The organism is Gilliamella sp. LMG 34359 (assembly GCF_984569085.1).
Map to the genome: position 1 here is coordinate 503,826 of NZ_OZ474906.1, position 14,569 is coordinate 518,394.

The window sequence follows — 14,569 nt, forward strand, 5'->3', positions numbered from 1 at the left end:
ATATTAAGAGAGTATTATAAAAATTTCACAACGAAATAAAAACCTTTCCTTAGATCAGTAATAAATATTTAAGGTTATTTATATAGAGTAAACTTTAGAATAAATTAAGATATAATTTATTGGATTGGTAGCATAATGTTATTAAAAAACTTTAATTTCGTCTTTAGCTTTATTTATTTGCATCTTCTGATTATTTGTTGATCTGTAATTATTCAATGAAAAATCTTTTTGCCAGAAATTGTCTTGCCAAGGTTTTAGCTGCTGTTAATTACAATTTCGATTGGTCATTTATATTAGTTAAAATGGATAGAAACTCATTTAAGTGATGACCACCTCTTATGGAGGTGGTTTTCGATTAGTAGTAAAAATGAAAATAGAATAAAAACCATTTTTAATCATTATTTCATTTATGCTTTTGAAAATAGTCCTGAATCATTAAGAAAAGTAAATAGTTGTTTAGCGATGGTTAAGTCTTCTTGTGCACTTAAACCGCTAACCCCAATACCACCTATAACTTTATGATCAAATTCAATTGGAATCCCACCAGTTGATGCAATAAGATTATGATCGTTGAGTGCAATTAAATTTAAATTGCCCATTTTAACCTCTTGTTCAACTAAATCGGTTCCTCGCCGTAAAATAGCTGCAGTATAAGCTTTACGAATAGCAATTTTTCGGGGTAATGGATAGCAATAAGGGTGAGCTACAAAAACCAATAACTCACCATAACTATCAACAATAGCAACGGCAATACCACGATTATTATCTTGTCGAGCAATGTCATCTAACAAATTTGTCACACACTCAACCATTTTCGAAATATTGATAGGAACTATTTGCGAATAATTGTTATCCATTTGTTTCATTGGCTATATTCTCTTTTATAATCAGATTCAAATTATCAAGTTGCTTTTTGTATTCTTCTGATAATAATTCAAATGGAGCTCGAGTATTACCCAAATCCATAAAGTCTATTCCTGACATATATTTAGCCGATTGAAAAATCCCCCTATCAACCATATACTCTATGGCATAATTGATCATACCTTGTACTTTTTGAGCTTTATCAACCTGCCCACTATGGTAATATTGGCGAATTTTCAAAAATAGCTCAGGTTGAATGTTGACGGTAGTGCCAATTGTTCCTTTAACCCCGGCGGCAAGACTAGAAAAATAAATTTCATCAAAACCATTATAAAAGATTTTATCAGGATACTCGCAGACCATACGTTGTAATGAATACATATTATGAGAGGTATGTTTCACTCCTAATACTTGTTGTTCTGAGAGCAACTCTCCAGCAAATTTTCTATCGAATTCAACTTTAGTAAATTGTGGAATATTGTAAAGAATCACTGGAATAGAAACAGCCGATAATACTGTTTTATAGTAATTAATGATCTCTTTTTGACTAAAATTATAATAATAGGGGGGAACTAAGGAAACAGCTTTAACCCCTGATTTTTCAGCGTTTTTTGCAATTTTAACTGCATCAAGAGTCCTAACTGTACCCACATGAGCAATAACCGGTACTTGATCACCGACCGCTTTAACGATGGTTTCAGCTATTTGTGAACGTTCTTCAATATTCAATAATGGTCCTTCTCCCGAAGAACCACAACAATAAAACCCTTCAACTCCACGTGATAGTTGTTTTTTTGCCAATAAAGCTAATGCCTCATAATTTACCGATTCATCATGATGCATTGGTGTGACGATTGCCGAGAAAACACCGGCAAACTGCTGTTTATTGTCTACCATGCCGTCCATCCTCCATCCATAACGACATTTGCTCCAGTCATATAAATAGATGCATCTGACATTAAGAAAACAATTGCGCCATTAAATTCATTTGCTTGAGCCATTCTGCCAATAGGAATTCGAGCTGTATAATTTTTTTGGAATCGTGGATCTTGATCTGCGCGTTGTACTCCCGATAAGGTTAACGTATTAACCCGAATATTATCTCGTCCCCAATAGGTTGCACAGTAACGAGTAAAATTATAAACACCTGATTTTGCAGCAGAATAAGCAACTGGTTTAATAAATGGAACACCGGTATCTTCTTTTTTATAAGAATAGATATCTTGTACAGGAGAGACAACACCATAAATGGATCCAATATTCACTATTGAACCAGATTTTCCAGCTTGTTTCATTCTTGCACCAACTTGTTGTGTCATTAAAAATGTTCCCACCAAATTTACTTCAACAACTTCTCGGAATACTTCCTCAGGAAAATTTTCAAATGGTCCTGATACTTCTGGTGGAGCACTTGGTTGGGTATCAATACCAGCATTATTAATTAAGCCGTCTGGTGTTCCCCATACATTTTCAATATCATCTAAGGCGTTAGTAATTTCATCTACTTTTGTAATATTGACACCATAAAATCTAACGTTTTTGGAATCTCGAATATCATTAAATACTTTGTTAATTTTATCTTCACCACATGTTGAACCGAGCACTGCTACCAGTGCTCCACGTGAATGAAGTTCTCTAACATATTGAGCCCCTAATTGCCCAAAGCCGCCTGTGACAATGATAATTTTGTCTTTAACAGAAAATAGAGAATCTTGCATCATTAAACTCCTTCAATTAAATTTTGTATTTCTCTAAATATTCTCTATCAAGAATGATGCCATGCCCTGGTAACTCACTAGGGATATAATAGCCATTTTCTTCACGACCAGCAGACTTGAAGATACGTAAATCACTCCAAGTTCCACCATCAGTCATTTCTGAATAAGAGATATTTGGTACAGTTGTTAATAGTGATGCGCTAAGTTCCATAACAAAGTGCGGTGTCATTGGTAAATTATGTGCTCTTGCTACCGCAGCAATATCTAAATATCCGGTAATTCCCCCTACTCGACCTAGATCCGCTTGAATAAAGTCAGCGGCATTACCTTCAATATATTGAGCAAATTGATTAACATTATAAACATTCTCACCTAGCGCTATTGGTGTATTTACACGCTCACGCAAATGAATATGTCCGGTAATATCATCTGATGGTAATGGTTCTTCAATCCATAATAAATTTAAATGATCAAATGCTTTAAATGCTTGTAAAGCTTGAGGGAAATTCCATCCTTGGTTAGCATCGACCGCTAAAGGAAAATAGGATACTGCTTCTTGGATTTTTGTTAATCGCTCAACATCTTCCTCTAATGTTGGTTTACCTACTTTCACTTTTGCTGCGAAGTAACCTTTAGCTTTCCACTCTTTAACCTGTTCAATAACTTCTTCGACCGATAAATGTAAATTTATACCACTACCATAGAGAGGTACTTTATCCCTTACTCGTCCTAAAATATCAATTATTGGCGTATTTAAGGTTTTACCTAGTAAATCCCAGTAAGCGATATCAAGAGCAGATAAAGCATGAGTCGTAACCCCGGCACCGCCAACATCATGAACGTGTTTATAACTACGATGCCATAAACCTCGTGGTGATAGTCGTTGGCCGATAACGTCAGGAATAATTTCCTTAATTAAAGCTGAAATTGTTGTCCCGCACCAACCTGAAGTATGACTAAAACCAGTACCGACAAGACCATTTGAGCCATAAACATCAACAATCGATACTTCTATATCTGTTACATGGTGAATTTGATCTCCCCAAGGGCCTTTCGGTAAAGGAACTCTTGAGGTCATTAATTCGATTCGTTCAATTACAGGCATTTGTAAATTTTTCATAACTATATCCTTTTATCTATATATAATTCTCTGTTACTAATTTAATATTCTTGTTTATTTCTGTTTGTTACTTTCTTCATGTCCAAATACTTCTGGCAAAATAAATGTTGCCGCTAAAAATGCTAGGAAAGGTCCAATTGAAACGATGGCCGCAGCAACCGGCACGCCAAGGGTTTTGAATAATGGGGGGAAAACTAATGTAGTAACAAAAGCAGTCACTTTAACAATAGTGTAACCAATACCGGATGCAATTCCTCTATACTCAGGTTTTGCTACTAGGGAAATAACTGTCATTCCACTTTCAGAATCCCAATAATGCCCCCATAACATTAAAGCAGCGCCAAATGTAATAAAGATAAAGTTTTGATCATAAAATCCGTAAGCTGCAATTAAAATACCAATGGTTACCATTAAGAAGCCCCACTGACTAATCCCTTTATGACCTAATTTAGGTAACAATAATGGGCCAACAAAAGCGGAGGTTGCAGCTATGCAATTTATAAAAATTAATGCTAGGTTATTTTGTATTTGTCCTGAGATTCCAATTGTTACTAGAATAAACGGTAAATAGAATGAAAATGCATAATTTTCAAATGATTGCACAGCACATGAGATCCAACCAAAAATTGTGGTTTTCTTTGAAAATTTATTTTTAAATACATCTTTTAATACTTGGTTAACTTTTGGTTGTTCGATATGTACATTTTCGTCAGGTAGTAATGCGTCTAAAAAATCATCTTTATAGAATGTTTTTGATGCGACTTTTGCTTCAATAAAACGACCTCTTTCAACTAACCAAGTTGGTGTTTCTGGTAGTTCTTTACGCATCATCAATAGTCCAAATGCTGGAATTGCCGGAACAGCTAAAACAATGCGCCAAATTAAAGAATTATCAACATTAGCTAATTGCAAAATGGTCACTAATAAAATTGCAGCAATGATTCCTAATGCAAACATAAATTGCCAACGGTTTGCCATAACTTCACGTTTCTTTTTAGGCATCACTTCCATAATATAAGTGAAGCCATTAGCAACATCAGCCCCAACTGGAATACCGGCAAAAAATCTTATTGCAGCTAGCCAATACATATCAGGTGCCATACCTTGTAAAATTGCGCAAATAGCAAAAAGGATCATTGAACCAAGGAAAATTGTTCTTCTGCCGATTTTGTCTGTTAGCCAGCCGCCCATTAACGCACCTATAACTGCGCCTAATTGTGTTCCTGCGGCGGTTAAACCTAATAACCAACTACTTGGGTGGTAAATATCATTTAAAGCATAAATAATGAATGCCATAGAATAGATATCCCATGATTCAATTAATAAAGCGGTTATCATTAACCAACCAGCTTTTGTTGCCGATGGTGACTCTTTATTATCAAATATATTTTTTACCGATGAGATAAGCTCATCTATATTTCTTGTGGATGTACTCATATTATTACCTGTTACCTTTAACCAAATTTATGTAAAAAGCCCACACGTTATCAACACTAAGCAAAACATTTAGATATAACTAAAAAAATCTAAATGCATCGCCAGCGACTTTAACTTTTATTTTTTGGGTTAAACATTGAGCAACAAAAGCTTGTAATACTTCTGCAATTTTATCTTCATCAACGTAAGCAATAGTGATATGGTTACTTTGATGCCCAGCCATAAAATCATTACGTGATACACCATCTAAAATGGCATTCATAAGTGGCCACTCATAATTGGTTGCTTTACGGCGACGCTCAAATTCAGCTTCTGGTAATTCCACCGCATGACCTGTACCAATATGCATAATGACGTCAAGTCCTTCATAATGAGCTCTCGACCAAATAAAACGTCCTGCTTTACCTTGTCCGGCAATGGTTGAACCACCATAAGGAAAGAACATTGCTGGTTGTCGATATCCTGTTGCGCCGGCAATGCCACCTTTAATATGTTCAAAAGGAACTGCGCCTGAGATTTCAAAATCCCAGTAAAATACGCCGTTGTATTCACTACCCCATCTAACATCGTGTAAAGTTGTCTCGGCAGGTAAATTTAAGGAGGTAAGAAGATACCAAAGCATGGTTTGTGGAATTGCGGTACCCATATCAACTTCATTTATACAAGCGATAGGTTTTCCTGGGGCAATAATATCGCCATTATCATCTGGGATCGGGAAACGCTGAGTTGAACCTATGGCACCCTCTGCAAAATCAGACGCCGCACAACTATCTTTCAAGCCCTGTTGATATTGAACTCCAATCGCGGATAAACCATAGCGTTTATAAAAGCGAGCCATGGCAATCATCATGGCACATTGCTCTTCAACTTGTTCACGTGTTAATTCTGTTTGAGGATCTGTACCAAATTGGAATTTCATGCCTTGATCTTCATACCATTTGAGACAAGTTTGACGTAACGATTTTGGTACTTTGTTCATTTCAACTAATAATGCCGATTGTGATAATGATTCAAGTGGCATACCAATATCGATCAATGATTTTTGTGGAAAAACGCCATTGATCATCCCCATACAAAAGGTATCAAACAGCCCTAAGATAGCTTTATGTTGTAAAATATAGTTACCAACTTGCCGCCCAATTTCTCCGGCTGATGTTGCCATGACAGGATGTACTGGTGAAATATCATGTAAATATTGAGTATTGTGTTGTACAGAACCATACTTTAACCAGGTATCTAAAGAGCTATTAAAAAAGTCATCGTCAAAATTCTCAGACCATAATCTTGAATAATTTTTCCCTAAGCTTGTTAATGTTCCCGCTAAACAAAGCATACCAACCAACCCTGGCCAAGTTCCTTCAAAATTAGCTAATAGCAAAATAGGTCCTCGATGATGAACTAAGCAAGGCGCAACATAATGTGAATACTGCCAAGCAGTTAAAAGAACAATTAAAGGGGCATCAGGGTCAATATTGGCAAAATGATCACAACCTTCACGTTGTGTTCTAAGAAAACCATGTCCTACTTCTGAATTAACGGGAAAGGCACGAGTTAGTTTATATCCACGTTTCTGTAAACATTCTTGTAGTTTGTGTTCAAATTTAAGCTGTGTAGGCCAGCATGTGGTATTTGCAGCTTCTCGCAAATCACCACTTGTGATCATGATGATTTCTTTATCATCACTTTTTTGTGGATTTAATTGTTTGGGTAATACGACTTGTAGCATTTTCTACTCCTTTTTTTCAATCGGATAAACTAATGAATTGGTTATACTTTTGTTGATCTTGATACATTTGCAAATAAACACGGTATTTGTGTTTATGAAAATTTTGGCTGTTAAAATTAGGTTTGATTGTGATACCGCTAGCTACCATAGATTGGGCGGCACTTTGAATATTTGGGAAAGCTTTAGCTGCCACTGCCGCTAAAATCGCCGCGCCAAGATTGACCGCGTCTTCCTCTTTGACTAAAACAATTTCACGACCAGTTACATCACTATATTCGCGTAACCACAGTGGATTTTTTGTTGCACCTCCACACATAATGATCTTATCAATCTGGTAACCAGATTCAGTTAGTGTGTCGATGATATGTAGTGTTCCATAGGCGATGGCTTGCAAGGTTGCTAAGTAAATTCTGGTTAAGCCCATAACCCCCGTTTCGAGTGTTAATCCTGAAATCATCCCTTTAGCATCTGCATTAGCTCTAGGAGAACGATTACCATGATGATCGGCTAAGATGTGTAGATTTTGTGTTGGACGTTGTTCTTTTTGTTCTAACTGATAAACATAGTGATTTAATAATTGATAATAATGACACTGTTTTTTTTCTGATTCTTTAACAATTTCCGGCCAAGCTGAATGTTGTCTAATTGTCCATTCTAAAAGCGCGCCGGCAGCACTTTGCCCGCCTTCGTTTAACCAAAAATTAGGTAACATTGCCCCATAATATGGTCCCCAGACACCCGGAACATAAATAGATTTTGGGTTGACTATCATATGGCAATTAGATGTACCACTAATAATAGCTAAACTATTTTTAGGATCACTACCGACTAATGCAACACCGCCAGCATGGGCATCAATAATTCCACTAGCAACAATTACCTTTTCAGTTAAACCGAGTTCAATAGCTGCTTTTGGTGTAAGTGTACCAACCGCCTCAGCCAATTCAGTTACCGACTTAGGTATTTTAGCGAGCACATCATTTAGTCCAATTTTGGCTAAGAATTTTTCATCAAATCGTTTTTTATGAGAGAGATAGTTCCATTTGCAAGTCAATGTACAAACACTGGCGACATCTGCTGAGGTTGATTTCCAAACTAGATAATCCGCTAAATCAAAAAATCGCCATGTTGCTTGATATCTTTCTGGGTGATTGTTTTTCAGCCATAAAATTTTAGGCAGTTCCATCTCAACATTAACTTCACCGCCAACATACTTCAAAACCGGATCATTAGTTAAGTTAATATCAGTGGTCTCTTTTTTAGCTCTATGATCCATCCACATAATGATATCTTCATGCAATGATCCATTTTCCGAAACAGAAATTGGTGAGCCATCATGGCCGATAGCAACTAAAGAACATGTCGCATCAAAGCCAATAGAAACGATCTTATTTTTATCTATTTTTGCTTGAAGAACCGTTTCTTTTACAGCAGAACAAACTTGATCCCAAATATCAGAAGATGATTGCGCGACCCAATCAACATTCGAATGAAATTGTTGGATTGGTCTTACTGCAAATGCAATTCGATTACCTTGTTGATCGAATATTGCACTTCGTACACTAGCCGAACCTACATCAACACCAATAAAATAAATTTCCATCTTTAAAATACCCTTTGCTAACTCGTGTTAGCAATATATTTAAATAATTTGGAACCAACAACAATAATTATGTGATTATGTGATGCAGATCATGAATATTAATGTAATTTATTGTTTTTTCAGCTATAAACCTCTAGTTGAAAATACCAGTAAAACCAACACTTCTTTACTGGATAAATGATATTTATAGAGTTAATAATATGATTTTATTGAATAATTATTCATAATAATTGAACAATTATGGTCGGATTAGTTTTAATTAATCGGCAAGTCTATTTATCAAAGCTACTTAGTATTTAGTTTCAAATAAGTGTTCAGCAGTTGACTATTCACTTAGCAAATTTGGCTTCAATTGACTTTAAAAATTAATACAATTATTTGATTTTTAGAATAAATAATAAAACCTAAGCAGTTTATGGTAACTATTGCCAATAAAGATTTTAAAACAATTTTTAGGTCGAGCATCATTATCCAACTGAATGCATCTATTTTTTTACTTAATTTAGGGGGAGTTGACGTTGATTGATAGAGAAATGTTGTTGGGAGGCTGCTTTGAAAAGGATTTAGACATAAAAAACCTGCTAGAAGCAGGTCTTAACATTTGGTGATTGGCGCCCTGACTTGGAATCTAAATAAAACAATAACCTACCTATATTAAATAACTTTAATTCAAATAAAAACTATCTGTATCCACTTTTATATCCATAGTCAACTTGCTTGAATTTAAATATTTTTAACGGCTAAACATACAAATGAATCACCATCTTTTCAAAGTGTTATTATATAAATAAAAGTATTAAATCAATTAATGTCTAAAATAATATGATAAGTAAAAAACTCTAATTTTGAAATGATTTAATATTTCCATCCTGCTTTAGCGAGCTAGGATAAAAATATTAATTAGATTAGATAGTTAGAAGAAATATTTAAATCTTACCCGTGCACCATAACGATTATCAGAGCCACCGCCTTGATTCTCATCACGAGATAAATGTGACCAGTAAGAACCTAGATAGATACTAAAGTTAGCCATATCCATTACATTGGGAATTAAATATGCTGCATCGATATTGAATTCGACATCACCATATAATTTTAAACCACCTTGGCTAGTTTGCTACTCAATTTGTGCAAACGTAGGAAAACTGGATAAACAGTATAAAGCGACAAAAAGTTTAGAATATTCCATTACTCGATCTCCGATTAAAGTATTATGTAATCACATAAATAAACTACAATTTTTTCAAATTACGATTAAATATAGTGTGTGTACATATAAAAAATAATCTTGATTTAAGAAAGTAATTTTTTGGCCAGTAAAAAATTACCAATTGTTGCACTACAATTATTTTCTATAGATGGTGTTTTTATATATTCATCCACATTTTCAATTGCAATATAATTATTCATGAGCAGTTTAAAGTGTGCTTTAACTCTACCTAACATATGATCTTGATACATTACACCGCCACCAAGAATAATCATTTTAGGTCGTATTATTAATGTTGCATTGAAAATGGCTTGAGCTATATAAAAGGCTTGCACATCCCATACATATGAATCACTGGTTATATTTTCACCCTTAATACCTGTTCTAGCTTCAATACTTGGTCCTGATGCCAATCCCTCTAAGCAATCATGGTGAAATGGGCAAACTCCATTAAAGTCCTGATCTAACAGATGTTTTTTTACCATTTGATGTCCCATTTATAGGTGCCCTACGCCACCTATAAATTGGCCATTTTGAATAACACTACCGCCAATTCCCGTCCCTATTGTGTAATAAATCAAATTATCACATGAATTTAAATGCATTTCTCCGTAAGCACTTGAATTAACATCTGTTGTAAAAAACACAGGAATATCTAATTCTTTTTGAATAGGAGAAACTAAATCAACATTAGACCATCCTTGTTTAGGTGTGTTTAAAATATATCCGTATTTATCACTATTCTTGTTATTATCAATAGGACCGAAACTGCCGATGGCAATTGATGAAACTCTATTCACACTGAAAAAGTGATTAACTTGTTTAATTGTTTGTTCATATGTTGTGGTTGGGATAACTTCACTCGTAATTATCTCATTTTTCTCATTTCCTACTGCACAGAGGAATTTCGTTCCACCAGCCTCAATACTTCCAAATAAATTCATTTTTGAACCTCTTCAAAATAAATTCAATATCATAAATAAACTTATTATGATTTATATTATTTTAAATAATATAACTATAAATAATTTAGCCAACATCATCCATATTGGCTAAATTTTATTCGCTTTATTAATGAGTTAATTGATTTTCAAATTCGATATAAATCGTAACAAACTTAGCGTGATCAATACCTTTAATATCAATACTATTATTAAATATATCTAGATTATCTAAGCAATGTTCTTGAAGATTAACTTTTTCAGCTAGTTTAATTTTATGCTTAAATTTAATTGTTGAATGACTAATCTGTTTATATTTACCATTATAAAATCTTAAAATATAACCAGGTCTCTCTTCAGCTTTCTTTATAACACTTAAAATTAAATCTCCGCTGGTTTCTAGCATACTAAAAGTAACAGGAAGTGTTTTATCTACATCTGATAATGTAAATATTAATCTTGAGTTTAAAAAATCTGCTATTTGGTAAACTTGAACTGGTGATAATATTTGTTTTGCTAACTCCGCAACATTTGAAGAGTTAAATGATTCAGAATAATAAAAAACCGAAAACGAATATGTCATATGTTTATGACACTGGGCATCAGGAGTTTTAATCGTTGTTTCACCAGAAGCTCGTCCTGGTCTGTACATTAAATTCTCTTTTCCCATAAAACCATATGTTCTAAATATAGTTAATCGGATAATACTGTAATCATCGCCAATGATTTCATATTCTCGAACACCTTTTGGTACGACTGCAACCCCTTTATTTTCATCAGATAAAGTTACAAAAGTTTGGCAAGTTTCGATTGCTATAGGTTGCTCACTCCAAGAGTTTTTATTTTGCTCCCATAAGTTCATTTCTTTTTCAAATAGCACCGGTCTTTTTATTACACCAAATTGATGATCTGCCGTTGAAAATTTAGATGCAATACTTGTATCAAAAGATACACATACTCGATGGCTATCAACTAATGTATTATCTACTTGTAATGAAAAATCAATTACAGGAGAGTCTTTTTTAATGGTTAAATTTAATGTGATTGGTAATAAAGTTGTACATTTTCTTTGTGATCTTTCTTGTAGATTTTTAGGTACTAACATTTCAAAATCTATACAAACCATACTAACGATATCTGATTCTTTTATCGTTATCGTAGGTGAAAAATTTGTAGAATAAACAACTAAATCGTTAACCGGAGGTGAATAATTAAAGGAATCTCCATCATCACCATTATCTTCTATAATAGCTTGATTTTTATAGGTTACATTTGATTTTTTATCTAAAATGTCTAAAGAACCATTCTTATTAACAGTAATTGTATAATAACTATTTTCAATTACATTAGTAGATTTTTGTTTGATTTTTTTATGTGTACTGCCATTCAAATCAAGCGTTAGTTGGTTATAACCTAAGCCAGGTAGATTAGATGATTCTAACGCAATTTTTGCTTTATATACTTTTTCTGGAATATATATTTTTTTACTTGGATTAAGAATATTTCCTTGATTAAGAACATATTGTGTCTGATCTACTAATTCTAAAATTGTATAGGGAATCTCCATACCTTGCTGATCTAATATTCTAAAATCTTCTTGTGGTAAATAAACATCTGCTTCAATAATTCCACTTCTAGATTTATTAAAAGTATTAAATACAGTTAGAGTGATTTCTTTACCAGAAAAATTATCAATTCTCATCGATATATTTCTCATTGTAAGCTCTATCAAGTTCTCCGAAATATCCCTAATTTGTTTGTAGCGCATATAGATATCTTCATTAGCAGAATCAGATACACACGAACCTATCGAATCATGCGCAGCGTTTTCAAACATCAATTTCCATATTTCACGAACTGTTTCTACTGGATATTCGAAACCTAATGACATAGAAATACTTAAAATAGGTTCCATTATATTAACAAGATAGTTTTGAGTTTGTGTATTTAACTGTTTTAAATCTGATCTCGAAGAAAAAATAGTTTTATGAATTCTCATTAATTTTCCATTAATTAACTCACCACTAATCTCTTCTAAGTCCGGATTTTCATTTTTTATAGCATTTATATAGTTTTCTATAGTAGATATTTCTAATTCAAACTCATCTTTATATAATTCATTCATTCTAGCTATTAATTCTAATAGATTTTCTCTTGGTGGAGCTTGATCAAATCCATTAGGGAAAAAAACATGATTAGTTGAACTTCTTGCCCATGTTTTTTTAAAAGGATCTTGTTTCAAATAAGTTGCTAGTTCTTGCGAATCCTCAGGAATAGCTCCGCCAATGTAATAACCACTAGGAATTTGGAATACATTTACAATTGAACCATCTTCTCCTTTCCATCTATACTCTGTTTTTTTGACTTCATCATCACTAACTCCGCGCCAAAACATTGTATCTTTAATGCCGAACTCTAAGTAAATTTGAGGCATGCTTGACGATTGACCAAATGAATCTGGAACATAACCAACTGGCATATATCCACCAAATTCACTACAAATTCTCATACCATATTGCATATTTCTGATAATACTTTCACCAGATATCACTAACTGATCTGTTTGAGTATACCAAGGACCTATAATTAACTTACCTTTTTTTACTAGTGATTCTATTCTATGTTTATCTTGCGGTCTCCATTTGAGATAATCATCTAAAAGAGATGCTTGACCATCTAATAAAAATGAATCATATCCATTTTCATCTTCTAATAATTCAATGACTCTTTTAAAATCATGCATCAAATATACTTTAGAGCGACTAGTTGTGAAATACCACTCTCTATCCCAATGAGTATGCGGAACTACATGTACTTTTTTCATTATCTTGGCCTATTTAAATTAAGTTTAATTTTCAATGCTGATCTCAATATCATCAATATCTATTAATTCTTGCTCATCATCTCTTTTAAAGTTAACAAACAATGGCGCAAAAAAACCGATGAAAGCAGCACCAACAAATAGACCGACTAAATATGCCCAGCCATTTCCGACAGTAAAGAAACCATAAACACCGCCAACAGGTGGCATCTTGTCAAACATCCCTAATAAAACACCTAAACCTGATGCTATAGCTCCACCAATAATATTAATTGGTACTAACTTTAATGGGTTTACTAAAGTAAATGGTATTGCACCTTCGGTAATACCAATAAATCCCATCACAAAATTATTCCGGCCTGCATCTAATAATTCAGCATTAAATTTTTTCTTATGGAATAACGTTGCAAAAGCATATCCCATAGGAATAGCACAAATAGCAATATTAACCATGATTGCTGGCATATAAATCTGTTCAATTAATAACACATTTCCTGCCATCCATGCAGCTTTATTAATTGGGCCACCTAAATCAGAAGCGATCATTCCCCCAAGAATAATAGCTAATAATAATTGGCTGACGTCATTCGCGATCATACTTCTGATCCAATTAACTAATCCTGTGTTAATCAAAGCTAGTGGTTCAGATAAAACAGCTCCCATAATGATAGCTACAGATAAAGTGGCAATTAAAGGTAGGATAACCAGTGGCATTACGCCTGAAAATGATGCTGGTAGATGAATTTTATTTTTTGCCAATTTAACTAAATAGCCAGCTAAAAATCCAGCAATCACCGCACCTAAAAATCCAGCATTAGTTGAACTAGCAACAGCTCCACCAATAAATCCAGCACCAAGTGCAGCCTTATCACCAATAGAATATGCAATAAAACCAGCTAATACCGTATTTATTAATGCTATACCTACCCAACCCACTTGTTCTATCAAATAAAGAGAGTGCTCAAAACCAGCACTATCTTTAAAAATATCTAGACTAGTAATACCCATAGATAATGCTATCATTTTGGGAATAGCAATTACTAAAGAAGCTCCGATAATTAATGGTAGAACAAAACTAATGCCACTCATCAAATGCCCTTTCAACTCAAACATTATTTTTTTCATATTA

Annotated in this window: 10 protein-coding genes and 1 pseudogene; all 11 read right to left on the reverse strand. The window is 33.8% G+C overall.

The window, feature by feature from the left end; genetic code table 11:
• Positions 1-407 precede the first annotated feature (407 nt).
• Positions 408-866 (reverse strand): GlcG/HbpS family heme-binding protein, encoded by a 459-nt coding sequence (locus tag AC5LXV_RS02440; protein ID WP_493467295.1) that lies wholly within the window; start codon positions 864-866, stop codon positions 408-410.
• Positions 850-1,761 (reverse strand): dihydrodipicolinate synthase family protein, encoded by a 912-nt coding sequence (locus AC5LXV_RS02445; RefSeq protein WP_110434817.1) that lies wholly within the window; start codon positions 1,759-1,761, stop codon positions 850-852. The genes AC5LXV_RS02440 and AC5LXV_RS02445 overlap by 17 nt, the downstream gene beginning before the upstream one ends.
• Entirely contained in the window at positions 1,755-2,582 is an 828-nt protein-coding gene (locus AC5LXV_RS02450) for an SDR family oxidoreductase (RefSeq protein WP_034884420.1), read from the reverse strand. The genes AC5LXV_RS02445 and AC5LXV_RS02450 overlap by 7 nt, the downstream gene beginning before the upstream one ends.
• A 16-nt stretch (positions 2,583-2,598) precedes the next feature.
• Entirely contained in the window at positions 2,599-3,702 is a 1,104-nt protein-coding gene (locus AC5LXV_RS02455; protein ID WP_493467296.1) for a mandelate racemase/muconate lactonizing enzyme family protein, read from the reverse strand.
• A gap of 54 nt (positions 3,703-3,756) precedes the next feature.
• On the reverse strand, positions 3,757-5,139 hold the full coding sequence (locus AC5LXV_RS02460; RefSeq protein ID WP_110424550.1) for an MFS transporter: 1,383 nt from the start codon (positions 5,137-5,139) through the stop codon (positions 3,757-3,759).
• 79 nt (positions 5,140-5,218) lie between these two features.
• Positions 5,219-6,865, reverse strand: coding sequence for a signal transduction protein (locus tag AC5LXV_RS02465; protein ID WP_493467297.1), 1,647 nt, complete (start codon positions 6,863-6,865; stop codon positions 5,219-5,221).
• Between the two features lie 16 nt (positions 6,866-6,881).
• The gene (locus tag AC5LXV_RS02470; RefSeq protein ID WP_493467298.1) at positions 6,882-8,468 is read right to left on the reverse strand and encodes an FGGY-family carbohydrate kinase; all 1,587 of its coding nucleotides are present in this window, start codon (positions 8,466-8,468) and stop codon (positions 6,882-6,884) included.
• A 913-nt stretch (positions 8,469-9,381) separates the two neighbouring features.
• The gene (locus AC5LXV_RS02475; RefSeq protein ID WP_493467959.1) at positions 9,382-9,537 is read right to left on the reverse strand and encodes a carbohydrate porin; all 156 of its coding nucleotides are present in this window, start codon (positions 9,535-9,537) and stop codon (positions 9,382-9,384) included.
• Positions 9,538-9,761: 224 nt separating this feature from the next.
• Positions 9,762-10,622, reverse strand: a pseudogene (gene scrK / locus AC5LXV_RS02480) (fructokinase ScrK).
• 127 nt (positions 10,623-10,749) lie between these two features.
• On the reverse strand, positions 10,750-13,446 hold the full coding sequence (gene mngB, locus AC5LXV_RS02485) for a mannosylglycerate hydrolase (protein WP_493467960.1): 2,697 nt from the start codon (positions 13,444-13,446) through the stop codon (positions 10,750-10,752).
• Positions 13,447-13,467: 21 nt separating this feature from the next.
• A complete protein-coding gene (locus AC5LXV_RS02490; protein ID WP_493467299.1) occupies positions 13,468-14,565 on the reverse strand; it encodes a PTS fructose transporter subunit IIC in 1,098 nt (365 codons plus the stop codon).
• Between the last annotated feature and the right edge of the window lie 4 nt (positions 14,566-14,569).

What these genes read in the sequence shown, in the direction of transcription:
- AC5LXV_RS02470 (WP_493467298.1), bottom strand. Translation starts at nt 8,468, where the DNA reads ATGGAAATTTATTTTATTGGTGTTGATGTAGGTTCGGCTAGTGTACGA.
- AC5LXV_RS02465 (WP_493467297.1), bottom strand. Translation starts at nt 6,865, where the DNA reads ATGCTACAAGTCGTATTACCCAAACAATTAAATCCACAAAAAAGTGAT.
- AC5LXV_RS02450 (WP_034884420.1), bottom strand. Translation starts at nt 2,582, where the DNA reads ATGCAAGATTCTCTATTTTCTGTTAAAGACAAAATTATCATTGTCACA.
- AC5LXV_RS02460 (WP_110424550.1), bottom strand. Translation starts at nt 5,139, where the DNA reads ATGAGTACATCCACAAGAAATATAGATGAGCTTATCTCATCGGTAAAA.
- AC5LXV_RS02490 (WP_493467299.1), bottom strand. Translation starts at nt 14,565, where the DNA reads ATGAAAAAAATAATGTTTGAGTTGAAAGGGCATTTGATGAGTGGCATT.
- AC5LXV_RS02455 (WP_493467296.1), bottom strand. Translation starts at nt 3,702, where the DNA reads ATGAAAAATTTACAAATGCCTGTAATTGAACGAATCGAATTAATGACC.
- AC5LXV_RS02440 (WP_493467295.1), bottom strand. Translation starts at nt 866, where the DNA reads ATGAAACAAATGGATAACAATTATTCGCAAATAGTTCCTATCAATATT.
- AC5LXV_RS02445 (WP_110434817.1), bottom strand. Translation starts at nt 1,761, where the DNA reads ATGGTAGACAATAAACAGCAGTTTGCCGGTGTTTTCTCGGCAATCGTC.